This window comes from Salinicola sp. DM10 (genome assembly GCF_017306975.2).
In the GTDB taxonomy this organism is placed as follows: Bacteria; Pseudomonadota; Gammaproteobacteria; order Pseudomonadales; family Halomonadaceae; genus Salinicola.
This window is the reverse complement of sequence record NZ_JAFLEN020000008.1, coordinates 74263-98292: the sequence shown is the minus strand read 5'-3', so window position 1 is coordinate 98292 and position 24030 is coordinate 74263. Positions and strand designations below refer to the sequence as shown.

Sequence of the window (24030 nt, the reverse complement as noted above, 5' to 3'; positions counted from 1 at the left end):
AACCGCTTAGCGCCGATGGTAGTGTGGGGTCTCCCCATGTGAGAGTAGGTCATCGTCAGGCACCTATACCGAACCCCCGGCTCATGCCGGGGGTTCATTCGTTTAGGGGTCTCTCTATGGAGAGTAGCGGAGCGCCGCCCGGGTCCTAGTCAGGCACCTATACCGAACCACAGTCTCGATAGAGACTGGGGTTCACTCGTTTCTGGGTCTCTCCTGACGAGTAGCGGCGTGGCCCAATAGAGCGCCGAATAAAAGATCCGTAGGCATCGATACAGACCCTCAGTCTTGCCGAGACTGGGGGTTACTTTTTTTGGGTTCGAGGCGGGCCCAGCACAACACATGGTATCGTGTCGCCCACGATTGATGAGTATTCGAGAGAAGAGGCGAGTGTGAGCCAAGTCCCCAATGCATGGCTGCTTTACTGTCGAGCCGGTTTCGAATCCGACCTGGCTGCGGAGATTACCGAGCGCACGGCGGCGGCCGGTGAGCCGGGGCGTGTCGCCCTGGCTGAACCCGATAGCGGCTTCGTCTGCTGGCAGACCGAGTCGGGCCCGGCCAACAGCGTGCATCGCCAGCTGCCGCTGGCGTCCCTGGTCTTCGCGCGTCAGTCGCTGGTGGCCTTCATGCCGCTGACCCTGGACCGGGAAGATCGGATCTCGCCCATTAGCCGCCTGGTCGAGGAAAGCGGCTGGAGCTTCGAGGCGGTCTGGCACGAGACTCCGGATACCAATGATGGCAAGGCACTGGGGCGCTTGGCGAAGTCACTCAGCCGCTCGCTGGAGAGTGCGCTGAAGCGCGGCGGCGGGCTGCGCCGTAAGGCCGGCGGTCGACGGTTGCATCTGTTCTGGCTGGCCGGCGATCGTGTCCAGATAGGGATCAGCTTTCCCGGCAATCGTAGCGAGCATCCCGGCGGCGTGCTGCGCCTGCGCCACCCCGCCGATGCCCCTAGTCGCTCCACGCTCAAGCTGGAGGAGGCCTGGCATACCTTTATCCCGCGGGAGAGTTGGGAGGCCCGGCTCTCTTCCGCGATGCAGGCGGTCGATCTCGGCGCGGCTCCCGGCGGCTGGACCTATCAGCTGGTGCGCAAAGGGCTGTTCGTCTATGCCATCGATAACGGCCCCATGGACAAGGCCCTGATGGCCACCGGCCAGGTCGAGCATCTGCGCGAGGATGGCTTCGTCTGGGAGCCGCCTTATCGTCTGGACTGGCTGGTCTGCGATATCGTCGACAAGCCGATGCGGGTGATCGACATGGTCGAGCGCTGGCTGATGCGGCGCTGGTGTCGAGAAGCGATCTTCAATCTCAAGCTGCCGATGAAGAAGCGCTGGGACGAAGTGCGGCGCTGCCTGATCCGGTTGGAGGAGACGCTGCATGCCAATGGTGTCAGCGCGACCATTGCCTGTCGCCACCTGTATCATGATCGTGAAGAAGTCACCGTGCACGTGCGGATCGACGGATGACGGCGCCGGAGGAGGGCGACATGCAGAGTCAGGACACAGCGCAGGAAGAGACGCTCGACACCCAAGGGCTTTACTGCCCGGAGCCGATCATGCTGATGCACAACAAGGTGCGCGATATGCAGCCGGGGCAGATTCTGCAGGTGATTGCCACCGACCCCGCGACGACGCGCGACATTCCCAAGTTCTGCAGTTTTCTGGGTCACGAGCTGATCGAGCAGAGCGAAGAGGAAGGACGCTATCGCTATCGGCTGCGGCTCGGCGGCTGAGCGTGGACGGCCGGGCTCAACTGCCCGGCATCACCATCAGTGCCAGTGCTTCCAGCGTGTCCGGGTCTTCGTTGCGAATACGATTGGCGATATAGCGCTGGAAGAAGTAGAGGGTCTCGTGCCGGCTACGCCCGGGATAGAGGCAGTCATCCCCCGGCAGCACCGGTAGCGAGGCGACGCGGTTATCGTCGACCAGCATGGCATCGACGCTACCGTCGCTGTAAAGGTGCCAGGCGACGATCTGCTTCAACTGCCAGGGACGCCCATCGCTGTCCATGCACAGGGCGTGGGTGCCCTGGGTCTCCGGCAGTTGCTGGGTCAAGGAGATTTCCGGCGTCTCTTCATAGTCGAAATAGGCCGCGGCATGCTCGAGTTCGGCGATCTTGTGCTCCGGGGCGAGGTGGAAGATCTCCCGCGTTTCGGGGTCGCGGTAGCCGACGAAATGACCGTACTCCGGGTCATCGAGTTCGTGGCAGGCGCTGAGACTCTCCATCCATGGCACCAGTCCCACCACTTCGCCATCCTCCCTCAGTCCCCAGGCCAGAAGTGGCATGGCGTAAAGGGTGTCGGGCTCGGACGCGAGATAGTAGAGCATTTCCAGCCCGTCGAGCTCGGGCGACAATCTGACCAGCCGCTTTCTTGCCCTTAGTCGGTGCCTCATGGTCTCAAGATCGATGATCTGCGCGGAGCGGGGGGAAAGTTGGCTTCCCATGGCTACCCTCCTGGTCGGCAATCGGTCGGCTTGGGCCTCGGAACCACCTGCAGCCGCTGTGGTTATATCACTCGCTGTTGCCTCGTGTGGCTGGTTACCGCGTCACGCCACTGTCTAAGATCTGCTCGCTACCCCTTGTCTGTCTATCACTTATCTATCATCTATAGCTACTGTCACGACATACGACCACTGTCATGAAGGCTTGAGGTCACTATTAGCATAGCCTCTGCCGGGGTGTTAAGCCCCGGCTGTCGATTTTCCAGCGTCGTGTGCGACCTGGCGCGATGTGCGGCCCTTGGCCAGCAGACGCCAGCCCAGCATCAGGGCGGCTGCGGTCAGGCCCGCGTTGAGGCCGATCCAGTAGCCATAGATGCCCAGCTCTGGGATTCCTGCCAGGCCACGCCCCAGGGTATGCCCCACGCCCAGCCCGATGATCCAGTAGGCGATCAGGGTGATGCCCATCACCACCCGGGTGTCCTTATAGCCGCGCAGCGCACCCGCCAGATTGACCTGCAGTGAGTCCGAGACCTGGAACAGCATCGCCAGCAGAATCAGCGAAAGCGCCAGTGACTGCACGGCGCTATCGGCGCTGTAGAGGGTGACGATGGGACGCGCCAGCAGCCACAATACGGCGCAGTTGAACAGCGCCAGCAGCAGACCCACGGCCACCCCGTTCCAGGCCACGAAGCGGGCTTCCCCCGGGTCGCCGGCCCCCATCCGGTTGCTGACCCGTACCGTCAGCGCCATGCTCAGCGACAGCGGCAGCATGAACAGGATCGAGGTGACGTTGAGCGCGATCTGGTGGGCGGCGACGGTGACTTCACCGAGATAGGCCACCAGCAGCGTGATCACGGTGAACAGCGTGACCTCGAAAAAGATCGCCAGCCCGATGGGCAGACCGATATAGAGTAGCTCGCCGATCTCTTTCAGACGCGGCGCGGTCGGCGCGGTCCAGATCACTACCGGGGCGTAAGCGCGGCTGCGGCGGGTGTACCAGGCCATGCCCAGACACATTGACCACATCGACAGTGCGGTGGCGATGCCACAGCCCAGCGCGCCCAGCGCCGGCAATTGCTGCAGCGGCGCGGGCACGCCGCTACCCAGCAGTTCGACCAGCCCCGGGCCGCCGTAGATCAGCAGGTAGTTGCTGGGCACGTTGACCGCCAGCCCGATCAGGCTGATCCACAGCGCCGGGCGCGTGTGATGCATGCCGTCGGAGAAGGCGCGCAGCGCCTGGTAGAGCGCGACCGCCGGAATCCCCCAGGCGACGGCACCGAGATAGTCGGTGGCCAGGGCCGCGACCTCGGTGGGCACCTGCATCCAGCGGAACACCAGACTCGAGCCCAGCCCGAGGATGAGGGCTGCGAGGCAGCCGAATACCAGTGCGACCCACAGCGCCTGGTGCACCTTGGCGCGCACGTGCTGGGGCCGGCCGGCACCCATCTGATGGGCCACCAGCGGTGTCAGACCCATCAGCGTCCCGGTCATCAGCAGCATCATCGGCACCCACAGGCTGGCCCCGACCGAGACCGCCGCTAGGTCGGTGGCGCTGGCCCGCCCGGACATGATCACATCGGCAGCGCTCATGCCGGACTGAGCCAGCTGGGCGCCGCAGATCGGCAGACTCAGACGCAGCAGCGCCGCCGTTTCGCGACGCCAGCGCGGCAGGCGGGGTAGGGTCGACACGGCTCGCTCCTTGACCGGACGGACAGGGCGGGAATATTAGCAGGAGTCGCTGGGGGATGCTCGGCGCCGGGCATGGACTTACGTATACTGCCGGCCGGTCCAGGAGGAGTCATGGTGCACGCAATCGACGATGTCATGGCGCTATTCGATGGGGTCTTCGCCGACACCTTCAATACGCGTCTGGTCAAGGGCGGCGACGAGCCGATCTATCTGCCCGCCGGTGGCGATGTCGGCTATCACCGTATCGTCTTCGCCCACGGTTTTTTCGCCAGCGCCCTGCACGAGGTGAGCCACTGGTGCATCGCCGGCACGGCGCGGCGCCAGTTGGAGGATTACGGCTACTGGTACGAACCGGATGGCCGCGATGCCGACCAGCAGGCGGTGTTCGAACAGGTCGAGGTCGCCCCGCAGGCGCTGGAGCGGCTGCTATGCGAGGCCTGCGCCAAGCCCTTCGAGGTCAGCGTGGACAATCTCGATGGCGTCGCCGTCGACCGCCAGGCCTTCGCCGCCAAGGTCGCGGCACGCGCCGAGCGCTATCGTGATCAGGGCTTGCCGCCGCGTGCCGAGGCTTTCGCCGCCACGCTGCGGGCGTTCTACCGTCGAGGCGAGATGCGTGACGTGGCGATCACTGCCGGTCGTGCGCGGCTGGCAGCGGTGCTCACCAGCGCTTGATCACCGCTGCCAGCCGCAGCCATCAACCCTGGGTCAGGCGCTGGTGCAGATAGAGCATCACCTGGACTTCGTGCTCCGGGCGCAGTGGCTCCAGCCCCAGCTCGCCGAAAAGCTCGCCACGGGCGCGCGACCACTCGCCGGGCGATAGATCCGGGTAGAGAATCTCCGCCGGTGCCAGTTCGACGAACGGGTCGACGCCGAAGTCGTCGAACATTCGCGACAGCGCCGCTTCGTCATCCTGCACGCCGGCGGTATAGAGCGTCTGGCTGAAGTGGTCGTTCTCCAGCTCGCGCAGCACGTCCAGCGGGCTCACGCCGAACTGGCGCAGCTCGTCCAGACCGTAGCCACCGAGCGAGAGCAGCTCCTCGTCGAGCCAGTCATCATCGGGCTGGATCAGAGTGTGCTTGACCTGGCCGTTGGGCAACGCCCAGGCGATCGCCAGCGGTATGGCGTTGTCATCGCCGGTCTCCACGGCAATGAAACCGGGAAATTCGCTCATGGCTCGAAAGTCTCCTGCAGACGGAAGAAGCGGCTGGCGGTCCGGGTGGTGACGCGGGCCAGCGTCTCCTCGTCTTCGCCGCGCCAGCGCGCCAGCTCCCTCACTATCCAAGGTAGCAGAGCCGGCTCGTGGCGACGGCCCTTGATCTTGGCCGGCAGATTGCGCGGTAGCAGATAGGGGCAGTCGGTCTCCACCATCAGGCGTTCGGCGGGCACCTCGGCAATGAACTCACGCAGATGGTGGCCGCGACGCTCGTCGCTCAGCCAGCCGGTCTGGCCGATGTGCAGATCGAGGTCGAGATAGCCGTAGAGGATATCGCGTTCACCGGTGAAGCAGTGGATAACCGCGTCGCTCAAGCGGTGGCGCCACTCGTGCAGCATCTCCAGCATGCGTCGGCCGGCGTCACGCTCGTGGAGGAACAGCGGCAGCCCGGACTCCGCGGCCAGCGCCAACTGCGCCTCGAAGGCCCGCACCTGTTCCGCCGGCGAGGAAAAATTGCGATTGAAGTCGAGCCCGCATTCGCCCACTGCCACCACCCGGGGCTGGGCGTGCAGTTCGCGCATACGACGCTCCAGCGCGGCATCCCAGTCGGCGGCGTGGTGCGGATGTACGCCGGCGGTGGCCCACAGGTTGGGGTAGCACTGGCTCAGCTCGCAGGCACGCTCGGAACCATCGGGGTCGGCGCCGGTCACGACCAGGGCGCGCACGTTGGCCGCCTCGGCCCGGGCGAGTACTGCCGGCAGATCTGAGGCGAAGCTCTCGTGGGTGAGGTTGGCGCCGATGTCGACCAGTGCCGCGGGGGCGGAGAGGCGCAGCGCTTCGGGGAGCGGCGAGTCGGCGGCGGACAGGGCATCGGGGGGCGTGTCGCTCAAGCGGCACTCCTTTGCGGTGGGTGTTTCGAAGCCGCCCATTGTAGAACGCCGGCCCCGCGAGTGCAGCCTGCTATCGGTGCAGCCGTCCCGGCAGGGTACAATGGCCGGCGATCATGCATGCATCACCACCGAGAGGATCAACGTGGCCCTGCTTCGCCTGGAACAACTGCAACTCGCCTACGGGCACCACAGCCTGCTGAATGGCGCCGACCTGGTCATCGAGAAGGGCGAGCGTCTGGCGCTGGTCGGCCGCAACGGTACCGGCAAGTCGACCCTGCTGCGACTGATCGCCGGCGACAATCAGGCCGACGACGGCCACGTCTGGCGCGCGCCGGGGCTCAAGATCGGGGTGCTCGAGCAGGCGCTGCCGGACGCCGATCAGGCGACGATCTTCGAGGTCGTGGCCCAGGGGCTGCCGGAGACCGGTGCCCTGTTGACCGAGTATCACCAGCTGGTGGCCCAGGCCGAGCCCGACATGCGCCGCCTGGAAACGCTGCAGACCCGTCTCGAGGCGCTCGACGGCTGGTCCTTCCATCAGCGTATCGACACCGTGCTGACCCGGCTGGGCCTGCCGGCAGATACCCTGATGAGCGATCTTTCCGGCGGCTGGCGGCGGCGTGTGGCGCTGGCCCGGGCGATGGTCGCCGGCCCCGATCTGCTGCTGCTCGACGAGCCCACCAACCACCTCGACATCGACACCATCGCCTGGCTCGAAACTCAGCTGCTGGCCTTCGAGGGCGCGGTGCTGTTTATTACCCACGACCGCGCCTTCCTGTCGCGGCTGGCGACCGCCATTCTCGAGCTGGATCGCGGGCGTCTGGGACGCTATCCCGGCGACTATGCCACCTATCAGGCGCAGAAGGCGCATGAACTCGAGGTCGAGGCGCGCGAGCGTGCCGAGTTCGACAAGAAGCTGGCCCAGGAGGAGAGCTGGATCCGTCAGGGCATCAAGGCTCGGCGCACGCGTAACGAAGGGCGCGTGCGTGCGCTCGAGAAAATGCGCGACGAGCGCGCCCAGCGGCGCGAGCGCACCGGCAAGGCGTCGTTCCAGGTGGACAGCGGCGAGCGCAGCGGCAAGCGCGTGGTCGAGCTGAAGGGCGTTACCCACGGCTACGCCGAGGCGCGCGGGGGCGACGGCATCGTCATTCGTGATCTGTCGCTGGAGATTCAGCGCGGCGACCGCATCGGGCTGATCGGACGCAACGGCGCCGGCAAGACCACTCTGCTCAAGATCCTGCTCGGCGAGCTGACCCCGAGCGCCGGCGAGGTGCGGCTGGGTACCAACCTGAGCGTGGCGTACTTCGATCAGCTGCGCGCGGGGCTCGAGCTCGACAAGAGCGTCTACGACAACGTTGCCCAGGGCAGCGACAAGGTCAGCGTCGGCGGCAAGGACAAGCACGTCATCAGCTATCTGCAGGACTTCCTGTTCACCCCGGAGCGGGCGCGCCAGCCGGTGCGCGCACTCTCGGGCGGGGAGTCCAACCGCCTGCTGCTGGCCAAGCTGTTCACCCAGCCGGCCAATGTGCTGGTGCTCGACGAGCCCACCAACGATCTCGATGTCGAAACGCTGGAGCTGCTCGAGGAGCTGCTCCTGGACTTCGACGGCACGCTGCTGCTGGTCTCCCACGACCGCGCCTTCATGGACAACGTGGTCACCGGCGTGCTGGCGTTCGAAGGCGATGGGGTGGTGCGTGAATACGTCGGCGGCTACAGCGACTGGGTGCGCCAGGGCGGCAAGCTGCCGCCGGCGCCCTGGGAGCAGCCGGCGGCCCCGGTGGACGCCGAGGCTGGCAAGGCGAGAGACGCCGCGCAGGGCGAGAGTCAGCCGGCAGCCCCCGCGGCACCGGAGAAGCGCCGCCAGAAACTCTCCTACAAGCTGCAGCGCGAGCTGGATGCGCTGCCGGCGACGATCGAAGCGCTGGAGACCCGCGTGGCCGAGTTCGAGACGCGCATGAGCGACCCGACCTTCTACCAGCAGGAGAGCAGCCAGGTCACTGCCACGCTGGAAGCGCTGGCGCAGACTCAGGCGGAGCTGGACGCGGCGATGGAGCGCTGGATGGCGCTGGAGGCCATGTCGGAAGGAGAGAGCTGAAGCGAAGGAGAGAGCTGAAGCCTCGATGTCGAGAGGCCCATCGCGCGCCGTGGCGCGATGGGCGGGGTACCGGGTTACTCGGCGCTTTCGCCATCCTTGCCCACGCGCACCGCGAGCACATCGCACTCTGCGCCATGCAGCACGCCGGTGGAGGTGGAGCCCAGCAGCAGCGCGAAGCCGTGACGGCCGTGGGAGCCGACCACGATCAGATCGACATCGTGATCCTTGGCGAAGCGCTGGATCTCGGTATCGGGCATGCCGATCACGATGTGCTGATCCTCGCGCGGAATGTCGTAGGGATCGGCGATGTCGCCCAGACGCTGGGTGGCATGCTCGTCCAGCTGGTCCTGAATGCTGGTCAGATCCATCGGAATGTCACCGCCGTAGGCAAAGCCGAGCGGTTCCAGCGTGTGCATGATCGAGAGCTTGGCCTGATTGCGGCGGGCAATCGGGATCGCGCGCTCGAGCACCTTATGCGAATCCTTGGTGAGGTCTACAGCGACCAGCACGTGGTGATATTCGTTGCTCATGGGTGAACCCCCCATCCGGCGAATGACAATACCCACTCTAAGCTGGGTCCATTGGGCGTACAACGGCGGCGACGCGCGCAGGCCGCGACGTGCTGCCGCAGCCGATCATCGTTCATGCCGGCGCTGGGCGCAACGCTTTGTAAACACGACCGAAATCCCGCAGTCGGGGTGGCGGGAACAGATATTGGGGAGAATAGGTGGTATGGCGGTACTGGGATTTCTGCTGGTGGCGGTGCTGTTGATGCTGTCGCCGATGATGTGGTTGCGCCCGAGTCGGGCGGAGTCGCTGCGTGGGCGGCTGAGGCGGCACGCCAAGGGCAACGGCGGCGAGCTGTCGTTCGCCAAGGCGCCGTTGGCGCAGCCGGATCTGCCGCTGACCGGCTATCGGCTGCGTTACCCCGGCACGCTCACCGGTAGCGACTTCACCCTGGTCAGGGACCGGGTCGGCAGCGATGCCCTGGCCCCGGCAGCCATGGGCTGGCGCTGGCGGCAGGCACCACTGCCGTCGCTCGATGCCGAGCGCCTGGCCGCGCTCGAGGCGTGGCTCGAGACGCTTCCCGAGGATGCGCTGGCGGTCGAGTCGCATCAGCACACGCTGTGCGTCTGGTGGCAGGAGGCGGTGGAACTGGCGCGCTTCGAGCGCGAATGGCCGAGCTGGCAAGCGATGCGCGATACCCTCGCAGGCAGCGGCAACCCGGCGCTACCGCCCGCCCGGCCGAGTTGAAAGGCGGGCTCAGCCGGCCCGGTTCTGCTCCGACTGGCGCTGCAGCGCCACGCCGTTCTTCTCGATGCGATCGAGCATGCTCTCGAAGGTATCCATCTCTTCGGCGCTGAAACCGGCCAGCATCTCGTCGCGCACCTCGTCCACGATCGCCTCGATCTGCTCCAGCAGCGGCGCCGCCTCTTCGGTGAGGTGCAGGCGTTTGGTACGGCGATCTTCGGCGCACGGGCGGCGCTCGATCAGATTCTGCTCGGCCAGCTGGTCGAGCGTGCGCACCAGTGAAGGCGCCTCGACGCCGATCGCCCGGGCGAGGTCGCACTGGGCCTGGCCGCCGCCCATGCGGCGCAGATTGTAGAGCGTCACCCAGCGGGTCTGGGTCAGTCCCAGCGGCGCCAAGCGTTCATCGATGACGGCACGCCAGAGTCGTGGAAGGCGCGCCAGTTTGAAGCCGATATGTTGCGGCATAGCGGATTACCTAAAATCGTGAACGTCCTAACATTCTCCAAAGCGCCGCAGGATAATGCAAGTCGTGGCGGCTGCGGTCACTCGCCGCGGCTGCCGAGCAGATGGCGAATGTTCCAGCCGGGAATGCCCGGGGGCCGATGGATACGCCCGTCGGCGCGGGTGGCGTCGGCGTCGTCGGCCACCGTGAAACGCAGGGTACCGATACGCTGACCGACCGCGGTGGTGACGTCGATCTGCCAGCGCCCGCTGACATCGCCGCTGAAATTCTGCTTGTGGGTCCAGGCGCGGTAGCCCTGGTCGCGTCCGCCGTGGATGATCAGGGCGATACGCTCCACCACTCGGCCGTCGTGGCGCCAGACGTGGTAGATCTTCTCGCGTAGGCCGCGCGGGGCACGAATCGCGGTGTAGGCGTAGAGGCCGCGAGCGCGCAGGTTCTCCGGCGTCAGCACCATCTCGCCACGCGGCGTGCGGGCGGCGGTGTCGAAGCCCGGCGAGAGCGCGCTGCCCGAAAGCCACAGCGTCGCCGGCGGGATCCAGGCGCGTCCGCTCCAGGCGATGCCGCCGAGCAGGATCAGCAGGCCGAACATCGCCAGCCAGCGCACCGCGCCCGCGGGGCGCAGCAGGCCGATCAGGCTGGGCAGGCTGAAGAAGGTCATGGCGGCGATCGCCAGCACCAGGCTTTCACCGGTGGTCAGGCTGAACATGATCGGTAGTGTCACCAGCATGACCACGAACACGCACAGCGAGTGGAGCAGAAAGTAGAGCCAGCGGTGACGCTGGGAGAGGCCGAAGTAGAGCGGATCGAGAATCGCCAGCAGCGCGCAGCCCACCAGCAGGCCGGTGAACAGCGCCTGGCCGCTGGCCCAGATCGTGGTCGCGAGGAAGAAGGGCAGGCAGAAGAACAGCGTTTCCTGGTGCACCATCTGGGTGATGAAGGTGGTCACCGCGCGGGGCAGCCCCGACTGCCTGCCGCGCCGCGAGAGCCAGCGGCTGGCCACGCTCTCGACGATCAGCAACAGCCAGGTCAGCAACAGCCCGATCGCCAGCACGGCGCCCAGCCACTGCTGGCGGTTGACCAGGAAGAACCCCAGCAGGCCGAGTACGAAAGCGATGGGTGGCCACAGCCACAGATAGCGCTGCAGCCGAGCGATGAGTGGCTCCAGCCAGGCGAGCCTGGCGGGGACTGCGACCTCCTTGTCGATCACGATGAAAACGTCCTCGTTGTGCCTATCCGATGGGGTGCGTCGAATCACTTGGCCTACGCTGAGAGACGAAAGGCCGTTGGGGCGTCATTCTAGTCGCAGCCAGGCATCGGTCGCGACTTTGGTTGAGCTTGACGCTGCCCTCGGCGCGGCTCAAGCTGGTGCTATTCAAACGCTCGTATGATTCGCTTTCGGGGCTGATCCCGGAGGTGGTTTCGCAGCCATGGCACGGAGAATCCCATGCTCTATCAAGGCGATGCCATTCGGATGGCGCGGGAGGCGGACAACGTCGTCGTCCTCACGCTCGATCTCAAGGCGGAATCGATCAACAAGCTCTCGTCGCAGGTGATCGCGGAGCTGCAGGAAGCGGTGACGGCGCTGGAGCGCGAAAGCGACGTCGCAGGGCTGGTGATCGCCAGCGCCAAGGACGTCTTCGTGGTCGGTGCCGACATCACCGAGTTCCACGCCATGTTCGCCAAGGACGAAGCTTTCCTGGTCGACATGAATATGCAGATCCATGCGCTGTTCAATCGCATCGAGGATCTCGCCTTTCCCAGCGTCACCGCGATCAACGGCCTGGCCCTCGGCGGCGGCTGCGAACTCTGCCTGACCACCGATTTCCGGGTCATGGCGGAGAGCGCCCAGATCGGCCTGCCCGAGACCAAGCTTGGGATCGTGCCCGGCTGGGGGGGCTGCGTGCGCCTGCCGCGCCTGATCGGCGCCGACAACGCGGTGGAGTGGATCGCTGGTGGCAGCCAGAACGACGCCGCCACTGCGTTCAAGGTGGGCGCTGTGGACGCTGTGGTATCCGGTGATCAATTGCTGGACGCCGCGCGTGACGTGCTCACCAAGGCTCGCGCCGGCGATCTCGACTATCAGGCGCGGCGCGCCGAGAAGAAGGGCCCGCTCAAGCTCAACGCGGTCGAGCAGATGATGGCTTTCGAGACCGCCAAGGGTTATGTCGCCGGCAAGGCCGGCCCCCACTATCCGGCGCCGGTAGAGGCGATCCGGGTGATCCAGAAGGGCGCCGGCGAAGAGCGCGAGCGGGCCCAGCAGATCGAGGCCAACGCCTTCGCCAAGCTGGCCAAGACCGATGTCTGCTACAACCTGGTGGGGCTGTTCCTCAACGATCAGTTGGTCAAGAAGCGCGCCAAGCAGTACGAGCGCGACGCCAAAACGGTAGCCCAGACCGCGGTGCTGGGTGCCGGCATCATGGGCGGCGGCATCGCTTACCAGAGTGCCTACAAGGGCACGCCGATCCTGATGAAGGACATCAAGTCCGAGGCGCTGGAGCTGGGGCTGAAAGAGGCGCGCAAGCTGCTGACCAAGCAGCTCGAGCGCGGCAAGCTGAGCCAGACGCGCCTGGCCGAGGTGCTGAGTAACATTCGCCCGACGCTCTCCTATGGTGATTTCGGCGAGGTTGACCTGGTGGTCGAGGCGGTGGTCGAGAATCCCAAGATCAAGGGCGCAGTGCTCAAGGAGGTCGAGGCGGCAGTGGGCGAGGAGACCATCCTCGCTTCCAACACCTCGACCATCTCCATCGACCGCCTGGCGGCCAACCTGTCGCGGCCGCAGAACTTCTGCGGCATGCACTTCTTCAACCCGGTGCACCGCATGCCGCTGGTCGAAGTGATCCGCGGTGAACACACTTCGGATGCGGCGGTGGCGGCTACGGTCGCCTATGCCCGCAAGATGGGCAAGACCCCGATCGTGGTCAACGACTGCCCCGGCTTCCTGGTCAACCGCGTGCTGTTCCCCTATTTCGGCGGCTTCAGCCGCCTGGTCGAGCTAGGTATCGACTTCGAGCGCACCGACAAGATCATGGAGCGTTTCGGGTGGCCGATGGGGCCGGCCTATCTGCTCGACGTGGTCGGCATCGATACCGCGGTTCACGCCAGCGAAGTGATGGCCGAAGGTTTCCCCGAGCGCATGGGGCAGGATGGCAAGTCGGCGATTCAGGTCATGCTCGACAACCAGCGCCTGGGGCAGAAGAACGGCCAGGGCTTCTACCGTTACGAAGAGGACAAGAAGGGCAAGCCCAAGAAGCTCCATGACGACGAGGCCCACCGGCTGGTGGCCGAGGTCAAGCGCGAGACACGCGAGCTCGACGACGACGAGATCATTGCGCGCATGATGGTGCCGCTGTGTCTGGAGACCGTGCGCTGTCTCGAAGAGGGCATCGTCGGCTCTCCCGCCGAGGCCGACATGGCACTGATCTACGGCATTGGCTTCCCGCCGTTCCGCGGTGGTGCCCTGCGCTATATCGATGCCATGGGCTGCGCTGAGTTCGTCGCCCTGGCCGAGCGGCTGGCGGCGGAACTCGACGCACTCTACGCGCCCACCGAGCGCCTGCGCGAGATGGCCAGCCGGGGCGAGCGCTTCTACGCCGAGGCCGGCGGCGACGCCTGATTTCACCACCAACCGGAGTCAACGTTATGAGTTTGCATGCAAGAGATGCCGTGGTGGTCGATGCCGTTCGCTCTCCCATGGCCAAGGCCAAGCATGGCGCCTTCCGCAACGTGCGCGCCGAGAATCTTTCCGCGGCGGTGATGCAGGCGCTGTTCACGCGTAACGCCGGGCTCGATCCGGCTGGGGTCGACGACGTGATCTGGGGCTGCGTCAACCAGACCCTGGAGCAGTCGATGAACATCGCCCGCAATGCGGCGATCCTCACCGGCATTCCGCGTTCGGTGCCGGCGCAGACGGTCAATCGCCTGTGCGGCTCGTCGATGAGCGCGCTGCACATCGCGGTGGCCAACATTCGTGCCGACATGGGCGACTGCTACCTGATCGGCGGTGTCGAGCACATGGAGCACGTCCCCATGACCCACGGGGTCGACGTCAACCCGGGGGCGAGCAAGCACGCCGCCAAGGCGGCGATGATGATGGGGCTTACGGCTGAACTGCTGGGCAAGATGCACGGTGTCACCCGCGAGCAGCAGGACGAGTTCGGCCTGCGCTCGCACCGGCGCGCCAGTGAGGCCAACCGGCAGGGCTGGTTCGACAACGAGATCGTGCCGATCGAGGGGCACGATCAGCAGGGGTTCCGCATGCTGGTCAAGCATGACGAGGTGGTGCGCGAGGATGCCAGCCTCGAGCAGATGGCCTCGCTCAAGCCGGTGTTCGACCCCAAGAACGGTACCGTCACCGCGGCGACCTCGTCGGCGCTGTCGGTGGGCGCCTCGGCGCTGATGGTGATGAGCTACGAACGCGCCAAGTCGCTGGGGCTCAAGCCGCTGGCCAAGGTCGTCTCCACCGGCGTGGCCGGTTGCGACGCCTCGATCATGGGCTATGGCCCGGTGCCGGCGTCGCAGAAGGCGCTCAAGGCCGCCGGGCTCAAGGTCGCCGATATCCAGACGGTCGAGCTCAACGAAGCCTTCGCCGCACAGTCGATCCCGGTGCTCAAGGATCTCGGCCTGCTCGATCGCCTCGACGAGGCGGTCAATCTCAACGGCGGTGCCATCGCCCTCGGCCACCCGCTGGGCTGTTCCGGCGCGCGCATCTGCACCACGCTGCTCAACGTGATGCGCCAGAAGGATACCAAGCTGGGGCTTGCGACCATGTGTATCGGCATGGGGCAGGGCGTGGCGACGGTGTTCGAACGGCTCTGATCGCACCGTGTTCTGAACGCGAGGGGGGTTGAATCCGCCGTCGCGTTTCTCGCTACGGCAGCCGACGCCGGCAGCTCGCGGACGCGAGCTGCCGGCGTCATACTTGGTGGGGTGCTGCGTCAGTGGCTGCGTGCGTCCATGCCGGGTTGAATCTCACGCTGGCGCCACCACCTCTAATGCACGAGCAGACGCGCTGGCGTCACCGTCCATCGCTTTTCAGGAGAGCAACCTATGCCTTTTGCACCGTCGAGCATGCACGTAGAAAGTAGTGCCTTCGCGGCTAACGCGCCCATCCCCAAGCGCCACTCGGCGGAAGGCGACGATCTCTCACCGGCCCTGAGCTGGCGGGGTGCGCCGGCGGGTACCCAGGGGTTCGCGGTGATCTGCCACGATCCGGATGCGCCGCTGGTCAAGGATGGCAGCTACGGCTACGTGCACTGGCTGCTCTACAATCTCCCGGCGGACGTGACGTCGCTTTCGGAAGACACCCGAGAAGGCACCGCAGGCGTCAACGATGGTGGTGCCGTCGGTTACGGCGGCCCCATGCCGCCCGAGGGCCACGGCGTGCACCAGTACTACTTCTGGGTACTGGCGCTGGATGCTGTGACCGAGCTGCCCGAAGGTCTCACCCAGCGTGAACTGCTCGATGCGCTGGAGCCGCACATTCTGGGCATGAGCCGGCTGGTCGGAACTTATCGGCGTGACTGAATGAGGTCTATCGTCACCGCGTCATTTGGATACGGCGCCATCCTTCGGGTGGCGCCGTGTGTTTTTGTGCATGGCGTTCAGCTCTCAGGCCGAGAAGTGCAGGCGTGAGTCGACGATGCTGGCCGGCGCGCCGTAGCGCCAGGGCAGGTTGTCGCGGCCGTGGCCGATGGGCAGGCCGCTGAACAGGGGGATGCCGCGCGGCGTCAGCCAGGTCTCGAACAGCGTCTCGAGACGCAGATCGGCGTAGGGCTCGCAACCTTCGAAGGTACCCAGGCAGACCGCGCTCGCCGCGTCGAGGGCGCCGGATTGTGCCAACTGCCACAGGTCGCGCTCGAGACGATAGTAGGGCTCACCGACATCCTCGAGGATCACGATGGCCCCCGGCGGGGCGCGAAACGCCAATGGCGTGCCGGCCACGCTCGCCAGCACCGCCAGATTCCCTCCCACCAGCGGGCCACTGCTGCGGTGGTCAGGTGCCGCGGTAACCGCGCTCAGCGCCACGCTAGGGGGCGCTTCACCCTGCAGCAGGCCCTTGAGCGCTGCCAGGTCGCGGCGGCTGGCGCTGCGTACCGCCGGGTCGTCGGCCACCAGCTTGAGCCCCTCTTTCATCACCGGGCCGTGGATCGCCGGCAAGCCGTGGCGCTGGCACTGACTCAGCAGCACGCTGAGATCGGAATAGCCGATCAAAGGTTTGGGCGGCAGGCGCGACCAGTCGATCTCGGTGGCCAGATGAGCGCAGCCGTAGCCGCCGCGCACGGCCCACACCGCGTCGGTGTCGGGGTCGGCGTAGGCGGCCTGCAGCACCGCCAGGCGGTGAGCCACGTCCCCGGCGAGATAGCGGCAGCGCATCTGTAGCTGCGGCGGGAAACGCACGCGGATATCCAGCTCGGCCAGCGCTTCGGCGGCCTTGTCTAGCAGTTCGGGGGCGGTGAACGAGGCTGGGGCGACCAGACTCAGCGTCAACGACATAGGGCGCTCTCGGGCAGCGGGTGGAGCCCTACCTTAGCCTGCCCTTGGGTGCGCGGCCAGCGTCCTCGGCGCAGGTGCCGAGGCGCTCCAGCAGCGCTTCCAGGGGCATCGGCCGGCCCAGGAAGAAGCCTTGGTACTGCTTGATGCCCAGCGCTTGCAGTAGCTGCCACTGGGCCTGGGTTTCCACCCCCTCGGCGATGGTCTCCATGCCGAGCAGGTCGCACAGCCCCACGATCCCTTCGAGCAGTTGGCGCGAACGCGGGTCGGCCTCCAGGTCGCTGAGGAAACTGCGGTCGATCTTGATGGTGTCGAACGGCAGACGCTTGAGATAGCCCAGCGACGAGTAGCCGGCGCCGAAGTCATCCATGGCCACGCGAAAGCCCTGGCGGCGCAGCTCCTCGATGCGCGCCTCGGGGGCCCGGGTATTCTCCAGAAAGACCGATTCGGTAACCTCCAGCTCGATCAGCTCGGTGGGAATGGCGTGGCGGCGGCAGGCGCTGCGCAGGGTTTCCGGCAGCGCCTCGTCCATCACGTGCAGCGCCGAGATATTGACCGCGACGGGAATAGGGTGGCCGCTGGCCGCCAGCCGTGCGGCGCCACGCGCTGCGTGCTCGATCGCCAGGGTGCCGAGGGCGCTGGCCATGCCGTTGTGCTCGGCCAGGGGCACGAAGATGCTCGGCGGTACCTGAACATGGCTCTCGCCATGCCAGCGGGCCAGCAGCTCGGCGCCGACGATCCGGCTGTGCTGATCGAACTTGGGCTGGACCAGGAAGTCGAGGGTCTCCTGGGCGATCGCATCGCGTAGCAGCGATAGCATCGACATCTTTTCCAGATCGTGATGCTTGAGCTGGGCGTGATAGATCGCAAAGCCGTTCTTGCCTTTGTCCTTGGCCGCGTACATGGCAACGTCGGCGTGCTTGAGCAGGGTCTCGCTGTCCTTGCCGTCGAATGGCGCGTGGACGATGCCGATGCTGGCGGTGACGCTGATCTGATGACTGCCGATCACCATCGGCTGGGCCAGGACTTCCAGCAGGCGCCGGGTGATCCGCGGGGCCAGCTGGCGATCGCTGCCTACGTCGATCACCACCACGAACTCGTCACCGCCCCAGCGCGCAATCAGATCGCGGCTGCGCAAGGTAGCGCGCAGACGCTTGACCATGATCCGCAGCAGGGTGTCGCCGGCCTGATGGCCGAGCGAGTCATTGATGTGTTTGAAGCCGTCGAGATCGATGAACAGCACTGCCAGAGCATGGATCGGCGAGATCTGGCGCAACTGCCGATTCAATGCGTACTGCAGGGTGGCGCGGTTGGGCAGCTGGGTCAGAGTGTCGATACTCGCCAGGTGCTCCAGCTCGCGCTCCGAGCGCTTGCGGGCCGAGATGTCGCGCAGTACGGCGATGTAGTGTATCTGTTGGCTGTCGCCGAGGGTGAAGTCGCTCAGCGTCAGCTCGACGGGGATGGCATCGCCGCTGCCGGCGTCGAACATCCCTTCGTGGTGGTGACTGCGCTCACGACTGACCGCCGTGGCTGGCGGCCCGGAGAGCGCGTTGGCGCTGACATAACGGCTCAGCGGATGGCCCAGGATGTCGCTGAGCGGTCGGCTACCCAGTTCGAGAAAGGCGTCGTTGGCCTCGAGAATCTGCCACCGCTCGCCGACCACCAGCATCGGGTCGCGGGAGGCGACGAACGCATGGGCGCGCACGCGACTGCCGATATCGCAGACGTTGTCCTCGGCCACCACTTCCCGCACACCGGCGGCAGCCAGCGGGTAGCCCTCTGCGCTGCGCAGTGTGACCGCGCCGCGGATTCGCCAGCGCAGCTCGGGTCGATGGCGATCGGGCTGCAGGGTGAGGTCGAAGCGGTCGTCGAGGCCGCAGATAAGACGTCGCCATTGATGCACCAGGCGCTGGCGCTGCGCGGGCGCCATCGGGCGCAGCAGCTCCCGGAAGTTCAGCTGGAGCGGCGGCGCGTCATGCGCGACGCCCGACGAGAGCAGCCGGAAGAAGGTATCCGGGAGCGCCCAGTGCCAGGGGACCAGGCCGAGTATCGTCAGCGCATCCAGCGGCCAGCCACCTGACGCCTCCTGACCGTTCGACGCCGGGGCCGTGCCGAGGTCGGTCTCCTGCGTGGCTGGCAGCGCCTCGCCGGAAGTCCGGCCGAGGGGAGCGTCGTCGTCGATGGGCATGAGCTATGAATCTCGGTGTCTGGCAAGGAACATTCGTCCTTAACCCGAATCTTATCGACGCCATGGGCTGAAACTTGAACCGGGCCCAGGCGTACCGCGCCTTGGCCGCAGCGCTTACAGGAGCGCCAGGGCGAACAGGCAAAGCGCCGCGAGAAAGGCGACGATGAACACCGTCGAGCGCAGCGTCGCCAGGTCCAGGGCATAGCACACGCCATGGGCGACCCGTGCGAGCACGAACACCACGCAGGCGGCGCTACCCAGCCAGCCCCCGCCGCCGGCGTAGCCATAGGCGACCACCGCCGCGGTGAACAGCGCCAACGCCTCCCAGGCGTTCTGCTGGGCCGCCCACAGGCGTGCGCCCTTGCCCTCCAGGGTGGCGTACTGCTGGCGCGGATGATGGTTGTCGAGCCCGCCGGGCGCGCGCCGCCGCACGCTGCTGCCCCAGAAGGCCAGCCAAAAGGGGAGCAGGGCGGTGATCAACAGGCACCAGAGCGGTAGCGTCGTCATGGGAATCTTCCTCGAGCCAAGGTGAGTCGTCACGCCGTCTGCGGCGTGAGTGCTTACAGCCAAGGTAGCAGAAGCCGTTCGCGTCGCTAGCCGAGCGGGGGTAGCGCTTGGTCGTGGCGCTCGAGACGTCCGAGCACGCCGAACAGCGCGGTGATCGACGCCGAGTCGAGACCACCGATGGCGGCATCGAGATGGGCACGATCGCGCAGATAAGCACACACCGACTCGACGTAGCGAATGCGCAGATCGTAGAGCGACGAGCGCGCATCCAGCACATCGACCAGATCGCGCAGCCCGAGCGCCTCGCCGCGCTGAGCCGCGGCCAGGAACAGGCTCGCCGATTCGGTCGAGCGCTGCAGCGCCTGGAGCTGGCGCTGATCCGCCTGCATGCCGCGCAGGCGCTTGCGTACTTCCTGCTGGGCCAGGCGCTGTTCGTCGTCGAGCGCAGCGGCGCCGGCCAGGGCGCTGAACTCGGCCTGGCGGATGCTGGCGGTGGTGTAGCCCCCCTGATAGAGCGGCAGGTCGACCTCGACACCGGCGCTCAGGTCGCGGCTGGTGCGCAGTGGGTCGTCGCTGTCGAGATCGTTGTAATCGAGCACCAGGTCGACCTTGGGGTAGCGTGCCGCGTGGCGCAGATCGGTATCCGCCTCGGCGACCCGCTGACGGCGCGCGGCCAGTTCGACCTGTGGATTGCCAGCGGTCAGTGCCAACAGGTCGTTCAGTGGGCGGGGCTCGGGGTCCAGGGGCAGGGTCTGCGGCGGTTCGATCAGTGCGGGGGAAAAGTCGAGCGTGGCGCCGCTGAGACGTTCGAGATCGCTGACCGCATTGGCCATGTCGCTCTCGGCGGCGGTCTGATCGGCGATCGCCTGATCCAGCCGCGACTGCGATTCGAGCAGGTTGATGCGATCGCCCACGCCCAGCTCGTAGGCGCGCTGGGCCTGGCGCTGCTGCAGTACCAGCGCCTCGCGCTGGGCGATCAGCAGGCCGACCTTGCGTGAGGCCTGATAGGCGTCCAGATAACTGTCGATGACCCGTAGCGCGAGATCGCGTTCGGCCACCGCCACCTCGAGTGTGGCCGCATCCACCTGGGTACCGGCCTTGTCGACCTGACGCCAGCGCTCGAGGTCGAACAGCGGCTGGCTCAGGCGCAGGCCCCAGCTGCTGTCGCGGGTGCGTCCGGAGACCCGCTTGGCATAGTCGGCATCGGGGTAGTCGTCGGGATTGCGAGTATAGATATTGTCGGCATCGCTCATGCGGTAGGCGGCATTGGCGCTGACCTGCGGGCGCAGACGCGCGCGCGCCATCGCAATCTCCTGCGCCACCGCGCGGCTGTCGAGGCGCCGGCTGCGCAGACCACTGTCGTTGTCGAGGGCTAGACCCACCAGCGCCGGCAGTGGCGGCAGCGCTGGCGGGTCGGGCTGCGCCAGCACGCTGCCGCTCAATGCAAGGCCCAGGGCCAGCCGTGGCAGATGCCGAAGGGCCAGACGCCAGCGGGGCAGAATCGAGAGAGGCACGAATGAGTCGCGGCGCATCACTCTTCTCGCAGCGCACGGGCGAGCATGTCGTCGAACGGCTTCAGCAGATAGCTGGCGAAGGTCCGTTCGCCGGTCTGCAGCATCACCTCCGCGGGCATGCCCGCAAGTAGCGGCATCGAGGCGTTGATCTGGGCCTGGCCAGCACTGGTGACTCGAATGCGCGCCTTGTAGTAGTGGGCCCGGGTGGCCTCGTCCTCGAAGGTATCCGCGGAGACGTGGGCGACCTCGCCGGGCACCACCTGGGTCAGGCGCTGGTTGAAGGCGCTGAAACGGATCTCGGCGGGCTGTCCGGCGTGCACGTTGTCGATATCGCGATCGGGGATGCGCGCCTCGACCACGAAAGCCTCGTCGGCGGGGACGATCTCCATCAGCGTATCCCCCGAGCGGATCACCGCACCCTGGGTATGGATCTGCGAACCGACCACGGTGCCGGAGACCGGGGCCGCGATGGTGGTCCGGGTGACCTGGTCGCCGAGGGCGGTGATGCGTTCCTGAGCATCGGTCACCTGTGCCTGTACCGTCTTCAGCTCCTCGCCCACCTTCTGGTGGTACTCCTGACGCTGAATCTCCTGCTGCAGGCCGTTCTCGCTGATCTGCGAGCGCAGCTGTGCCACCTCGGCGGCGTGCTGGGCATTCTCGCCGCGATACTGCAGCACCTGGCGCTCCAGTTCGCGCAGATGCTGGTTGTCTCCCAGCCCCTCGCTGAACAGCGTACGGTAGTCGCCGGCTTCGCCGCTGAGCGAGGCGATGCGCGAGCGGTTGATACGCTGCAGCGATTCCAGACCGGCGATCTGCTGGTTCATCTGGCGCGCTTTCTCGTCGAGCGCTGCGAGCGCGTCGGCCTGGGATTTGCGGCGCACCTCGAACAGCCGACGCTGGACATCGATCACCGCCCGCACTCGGGGCGATGGGTCATTCAGCAGTCTGGCAGGAAACTGGAGCTCATCACGATCCGCCTGCTCGGCGTTGAGACGGATCTCGCTGGCCAGCGCGATGCGGTACTCGGACTGCGCGATCGCCAGCTTGGAGAGGGGCTGGGTGTCGTCGAGCACGATCAGGGTCTGGCCGACCTTCACGTGGTCGCCGTCGCTGACCAGGATGCGTTTGACGATGCCACCCTCGAAGTGCTGGATCTTCTTGGTCGCGCCCTCGACCGTGACGGTGCCGGGGGCGACCACCGCGACCGCCAGATCGGCGCTGGTCGCCCACAGCACGAAACCGCCCAGGGCGATCGCCAGCAGAGCGAAACCGGCTCGGCAGGTGGCACGATCATGAGTCGGGGCACCGCCCGACGATGTGCTGGGACCATGTCCAGAACCATGTCCAGGACCGAGTGACAGGGGCGTGGTGGCGGAACTCATGAGGGCGAGGACTCCTGTGGGGGGCGCGCCGTGGCCACGGCGTCGCCGACACGGCCGCGGGCACGCAGGCGCAACGCCTGTACGCCGCCACTGGCGGTAGGCGTATCGGGTCGGGTGCGGGCATCGATGCGCACGATGCGTCCGGCTTCCATCTGAATGACGCGATCGACGTGATCGAGAATGGCCGGGGTATGCGTGACCACGAATAGTGTCGTGCCCTCGCGCTTGAGCTGTGCCAGGCAGGCGATCAGGGCGCGCTCGCCGAGGGTGTCGAGATGCGCATCGGGCTCGTCGAGAACCACCAGACACGGTGAGCCGTAGAGCGCTCGCGCCAGCCCGAGACGCTGACGCTGGCCGCCGGAGAGCACGCCGCCACTACCCTGGATGAGCGTGTCGTAGCCCTGCGCCTGGTGCAGGATCATGTCGTGGACCCCTGCCTTGTGCGCCGCCTTGAGCACTTCGGCGGGATCGAGCGGGCCGAAGCGAGCGATGTTGTCGCCGATACTGCCGTCGAACAGCTCCACGTCCTGCGGCAGATAGCCGAGGTGGGGGCCGAGGCGTTCCCGCGGCCACTGGGCGATGTCGCTGCCGCCCAGGCGCACCTCGCCCTGCTGCACCGGCCAGACGCCCAGCAGCACGCGTGCCAGCGTCGACTTGCCGGCGGCGCTGGGGCCGACGATGGCGACGTGCTCACCCGGCACGCAGTGGAAGGCGATCTCGTGCACCGTGGCCGCCTGCGCCCCCGGCGGGGCGGCGCTCACCGCGGTCAGCGCCACGTCGCCGGTCGGTGCCGGCAGCGGCATGCGCTCGCTCTCGGCGGGCAGCTTGGCCAGCAGCGCGTCGAGCCGGGCATGGGCGGCGCGCGCCTGAATGAAGCCCTTCCAGCCGCCGATCATCTGATCGATTGGCGCCAGCGCCCGCCCCATCAGAATCGAGCCGGCGATCATCATGCCCCCGGTCAGGCTGCCTTCGATGACCAGCAGCGCGCCCAGCCCGAGCACCAGCGATTGAAAGGCCACGCGCAGGGTCTTGGAGAGATTGCTCAACACCCCGGCGCGGTCGCTGGCGTGTGACTGGTGCAGCAGATAGGTCTGCTGGCACTGCTGCCAGCGCCGATGGAGGTTGGGCAGCATGCCCATGGCCTGGATCACTTCGGCATTGCGCAGATTGCTCGCCGCCATCTCCTGGGCCTGCGCATGGGCGCGGTTGGCCTCGCCGAGCAGCCCCTGGGTGCTCTTCTCGTTGATCCACGCCAGACCCATCAGGATGATCCCCGCGGCGGTGGCAAAGGCGCCGAACCAGGGGTGGAAGAGTGTCAGCAGACCGATATAGAGCGGTATCCACGGAGCATCGAAAAAAGCGAACAGAGCATTGCCGGCGATGAACTGACGCAACGTGGCGAGATCGCTGAATGCCTGTGCCGAGGGCTTTCCGGCGCTCGCCAAGGCGCGCTGGAAAGCGGCCTGATAGAGCGGCTCGCTCAGTGCACTATCGAAGCGATTGCCGACCCGCACCAGAATGCGTGAGCGCACAACCTCCAGGCCGCCCATGATCGCGAACAGATAGAGCACGACCAGAGTCAGCATGGTCAGCGTTTCGGGGCTGCGTGTGGTGATGACCCGATCATAGACCTGCAGCATGTAAATCGAGGGAACCAGCATCAGCAGGTTGATGAACAAACTGAAGAACAGCACGCAAAGAAATGACTTGCGGCAAGCGAGCAGCGCTTGATGCATGGCTGTCTTTGACGGGGGTCGATTCACGTGATGGCCCAGTGAAGTGGTGTGGGGCGCCTGGGAAGGGCGCTTTTTCGGCGTCAGAATGCGGAGATTGTGAAGATATTTGCAAGCCTGGGGCTGCGGTGAGATTTATCAGGTGTCGATTGTATCGATGTTGTCTTGAGCGGGAATTATATATAAAAATCAATGATTTTTAATCATGTGTCGAAGGCTTTGTGCGCCTGCCTGATGCCTATGT

Annotated in this window: 21 protein-coding genes; 8 read left to right on the top strand and 13 right to left on the bottom strand. The window is 66.2% G+C overall.

Going from position 1 to position 24030, the window contains the following annotated elements; all coding sequences use genetic code 11:
* The first annotated feature begins 389 nt into the window (after positions 1-389).
* The gene (gene rlmM, locus J0A90_RS18290) at positions 390-1460 is read left to right on the top strand and encodes a 23S rRNA (cytidine(2498)-2'-O)-methyltransferase RlmM (RefSeq protein WP_207034698.1); all 1071 of its coding nucleotides are present in this window, start codon (positions 390-392) and stop codon (positions 1458-1460) included.
* A gap of 20 nt (positions 1461-1480) precedes the next feature.
* Complete coding sequence (tusA, locus tag J0A90_RS18285; protein ID WP_035469728.1) at positions 1481-1726, top strand: sulfurtransferase TusA; 246 nt, start codon at positions 1481-1483, stop codon at positions 1724-1726.
* Positions 1727-1742: 16 nt separating this feature from the next.
* Here the strand turns inward: tusA and J0A90_RS18280 are convergent, their stop codons facing one another.
* The gene (locus J0A90_RS18280) at positions 1743-2438 is read right to left on the bottom strand and encodes a hypothetical protein (RefSeq protein ID WP_207034696.1); all 696 of its coding nucleotides are present in this window, start codon (positions 2436-2438) and stop codon (positions 1743-1745) included.
* Positions 2439-2675: 237 nt separating this feature from the next.
* Positions 2676-4124, bottom strand: a complete 1449-nt coding sequence (locus J0A90_RS18275; RefSeq protein WP_233076920.1) for an MATE family efflux transporter — start codon at positions 4122-4124, stop codon at positions 2676-2678.
* A gap of 111 nt (positions 4125-4235) precedes the next feature.
* Here J0A90_RS18275 and J0A90_RS18270 point away from each other — a divergent pair, with 111 nt between their 5' ends.
* Positions 4236-4796, top strand: a complete 561-nt coding sequence (locus J0A90_RS18270; RefSeq protein WP_207034694.1) for an elongation factor P hydroxylase — start codon at positions 4236-4238, stop codon at positions 4794-4796.
* A gap of 22 nt (positions 4797-4818) precedes the next feature.
* Here the strand turns inward: J0A90_RS18270 and J0A90_RS18265 are convergent, their stop codons facing one another.
* Together J0A90_RS18265 and J0A90_RS18260 are read right to left on the bottom strand one after the other, a co-directional pair.
* The gene (locus J0A90_RS18265; RefSeq protein ID WP_207034692.1) at positions 4819-5295 is read right to left on the bottom strand and encodes a hypothetical protein; all 477 of its coding nucleotides are present in this window, start codon (positions 5293-5295) and stop codon (positions 4819-4821) included.
* Entirely contained in the window at positions 5292-6167 is an 876-nt protein-coding gene (locus tag J0A90_RS18260) for a TatD family hydrolase (protein WP_233076919.1), read from the bottom strand. Before J0A90_RS18260 ends, J0A90_RS18265 begins: the two co-directional genes overlap by 4 nt.
* Positions 6168-6309: 142 nt before the next feature.
* Here J0A90_RS18260 and J0A90_RS18255 point away from each other — a divergent pair, with 142 nt between their 5' ends.
* Positions 6310-8259: an ATP-binding cassette domain-containing protein gene (locus tag J0A90_RS18255; RefSeq protein WP_207034688.1), complete on the top strand. Its 1950-nt coding sequence runs from the start codon at positions 6310-6312 to the stop codon at positions 8257-8259.
* Between the two features lie 74 nt (positions 8260-8333).
* Here the strand turns inward: J0A90_RS18255 and J0A90_RS18250 are convergent, their stop codons facing one another.
* Entirely contained in the window at positions 8334-8789 is a 456-nt protein-coding gene (locus tag J0A90_RS18250; RefSeq protein WP_207034686.1) for a universal stress protein, read from the bottom strand.
* Between the two features lie 202 nt (positions 8790-8991).
* Between J0A90_RS18250 and J0A90_RS18245 the strand changes: the two genes are divergently transcribed.
* Positions 8992-9513: a preprotein translocase subunit YajC gene (locus tag J0A90_RS18245; RefSeq protein WP_207034684.1), complete on the top strand. Its 522-nt coding sequence runs from the start codon at positions 8992-8994 to the stop codon at positions 9511-9513.
* A gap of 9 nt (positions 9514-9522) precedes the next feature.
* On the opposite strand, the gene slyA is transcribed toward J0A90_RS18245, so the two are convergent.
* Together slyA and J0A90_RS18235 are read right to left on the bottom strand one after the other, a co-directional pair.
* Complete coding sequence (gene slyA / locus J0A90_RS18240) at positions 9523-9975, bottom strand: transcriptional regulator SlyA (protein ID WP_207034682.1); 453 nt, start codon at positions 9973-9975, stop codon at positions 9523-9525.
* Positions 9976-10052: 77 nt separating this feature from the next.
* Positions 10053-11180: a DUF5924 family protein gene (locus tag J0A90_RS18235; RefSeq protein ID WP_233076918.1), complete on the bottom strand. Its 1128-nt coding sequence runs from the start codon at positions 11178-11180 to the stop codon at positions 10053-10055.
* A 237-nt stretch (positions 11181-11417) separates the two neighbouring features.
* Between J0A90_RS18235 and fadB the strand changes: the two genes are divergently transcribed.
* From fadB to J0A90_RS18220, 3 genes are all read left to right on the top strand, one after another.
* On the top strand, positions 11418-13586 hold the full coding sequence (gene fadB, locus J0A90_RS18230) for a fatty acid oxidation complex subunit alpha FadB (protein WP_207034680.1): 2169 nt from the start codon (positions 11418-11420) through the stop codon (positions 13584-13586).
* 26 nt (positions 13587-13612) lie between these two features.
* Complete coding sequence (fadA, locus tag J0A90_RS18225; protein WP_207034678.1) at positions 13613-14788, top strand: acetyl-CoA C-acyltransferase FadA; 1176 nt, start codon at positions 13613-13615, stop codon at positions 14786-14788.
* 231 nt (positions 14789-15019) lie between these two features.
* A complete protein-coding gene (locus J0A90_RS18220; protein ID WP_207034675.1) occupies positions 15020-15496 on the top strand; it encodes a YbhB/YbcL family Raf kinase inhibitor-like protein in 477 nt (158 codons plus the stop codon).
* A gap of 84 nt (positions 15497-15580) precedes the next feature.
* On the opposite strand, the gene J0A90_RS18215 is transcribed toward J0A90_RS18220, so the two are convergent.
* The 6 genes from J0A90_RS18215 to J0A90_RS18190 all read right to left on the bottom strand — a co-directional run bounded on the left by J0A90_RS18215 (position 15581) and on the right by J0A90_RS18190 (position 23789).
* The gene (locus tag J0A90_RS18215; RefSeq protein ID WP_207034674.1) at positions 15581-16465 is read right to left on the bottom strand and encodes an LD-carboxypeptidase; all 885 of its coding nucleotides are present in this window, start codon (positions 16463-16465) and stop codon (positions 15581-15583) included.
* A gap of 28 nt (positions 16466-16493) precedes the next feature.
* A complete protein-coding gene (locus tag J0A90_RS18210) occupies positions 16494-18650 on the bottom strand; it encodes a bifunctional diguanylate cyclase/phosphodiesterase (RefSeq protein ID WP_207034672.1) in 2157 nt (718 codons plus the stop codon).
* Positions 18651-18764: 114 nt separating this feature from the next.
* Complete coding sequence (locus tag J0A90_RS18205) at positions 18765-19157, bottom strand: MAPEG family protein (protein ID WP_207034670.1); 393 nt, start codon at positions 19155-19157, stop codon at positions 18765-18767.
* Between the two features lie 86 nt (positions 19158-19243).
* Entirely contained in the window at positions 19244-20689 is a 1446-nt protein-coding gene (locus J0A90_RS18200) for a TolC family protein (RefSeq protein ID WP_207034668.1), read from the bottom strand.
* Positions 20689-22053 (bottom strand): HlyD family type I secretion periplasmic adaptor subunit, encoded by a 1365-nt coding sequence (locus J0A90_RS18195; protein WP_207034666.1) that lies wholly within the window; start codon positions 22051-22053, stop codon positions 20689-20691. The genes J0A90_RS18200 and J0A90_RS18195 overlap by 1 nt, the downstream gene beginning before the upstream one ends.
* Positions 22050-23789: a type I secretion system permease/ATPase gene (locus J0A90_RS18190; protein WP_207034664.1), complete on the bottom strand. Its 1740-nt coding sequence runs from the start codon at positions 23787-23789 to the stop codon at positions 22050-22052. The genes J0A90_RS18195 and J0A90_RS18190 overlap by 4 nt, the downstream gene beginning before the upstream one ends.
* Positions 23790-24030 lie beyond the last annotated feature (241 nt).

What these genes read in the sequence shown, in the direction of transcription:
- fadA (WP_207034678.1), top strand. Translation starts at nt 13,613, where the DNA reads ATGAGTTTGCATGCAAGAGATGCCGTGGTGGTCGATGCCGTTCGCTCT.
- slyA (WP_207034682.1), bottom strand. Translation starts at nt 9,975, where the DNA reads ATGCCGCAACATATCGGCTTCAAACTGGCGCGCCTTCCACGACTCTGG.
- J0A90_RS18210 (WP_207034672.1), bottom strand. Translation starts at nt 18,650, where the DNA reads ATGCCCATCGACGACGACGCTCCCCTCGGCCGGACTTCCGGCGAGGCG.
- tusA (WP_035469728.1), top strand. Translation starts at nt 1,481, where the DNA reads ATGCAGAGTCAGGACACAGCGCAGGAAGAGACGCTCGACACCCAAGGG.
- J0A90_RS18220 (WP_207034675.1), top strand. Translation starts at nt 15,020, where the DNA reads ATGCCTTTTGCACCGTCGAGCATGCACGTAGAAAGTAGTGCCTTCGCG.
- J0A90_RS18205 (WP_207034670.1), bottom strand. Translation starts at nt 19,157, where the DNA reads ATGACGACGCTACCGCTCTGGTGCCTGTTGATCACCGCCCTGCTCCCC.
- J0A90_RS18280 (WP_207034696.1), bottom strand. Translation starts at nt 2,438, where the DNA reads ATGGGAAGCCAACTTTCCCCCCGCTCCGCGCAGATCATCGATCTTGAG.
- J0A90_RS18215 (WP_207034674.1), bottom strand. Translation starts at nt 16,465, where the DNA reads ATGTCGTTGACGCTGAGTCTGGTCGCCCCAGCCTCGTTCACCGCCCCC.
- J0A90_RS18195 (WP_207034666.1), bottom strand. Translation starts at nt 22,053, where the DNA reads ATGAGTTCCGCCACCACGCCCCTGTCACTCGGTCCTGGACATGGTTCT.
- J0A90_RS18190 (WP_207034664.1), bottom strand. Translation starts at nt 23,789, where the DNA reads ATGCATCAAGCGCTGCTCGCTTGCCGCAAGTCATTTCTTTGCGTGCTG.
- J0A90_RS18265 (WP_207034692.1), bottom strand. Translation starts at nt 5,295, where the DNA reads ATGAGCGAATTTCCCGGTTTCATTGCCGTGGAGACCGGCGATGACAAC.
- J0A90_RS18245 (WP_207034684.1), top strand. Translation starts at nt 8,992, where the DNA reads ATGGCGGTACTGGGATTTCTGCTGGTGGCGGTGCTGTTGATGCTGTCG.
- J0A90_RS18200 (WP_207034668.1), bottom strand. Translation starts at nt 20,689, where the DNA reads ATGCGCCGCGACTCATTCGTGCCTCTCTCGATTCTGCCCCGCTGGCGT.
- J0A90_RS18250 (WP_207034686.1), bottom strand. Translation starts at nt 8,789, where the DNA reads ATGAGCAACGAATATCACCACGTGCTGGTCGCTGTAGACCTCACCAAG.
- fadB (WP_207034680.1), top strand. Translation starts at nt 11,418, where the DNA reads ATGCTCTATCAAGGCGATGCCATTCGGATGGCGCGGGAGGCGGACAAC.
- J0A90_RS18270 (WP_207034694.1), top strand. Translation starts at nt 4,236, where the DNA reads ATGGTGCACGCAATCGACGATGTCATGGCGCTATTCGATGGGGTCTTC.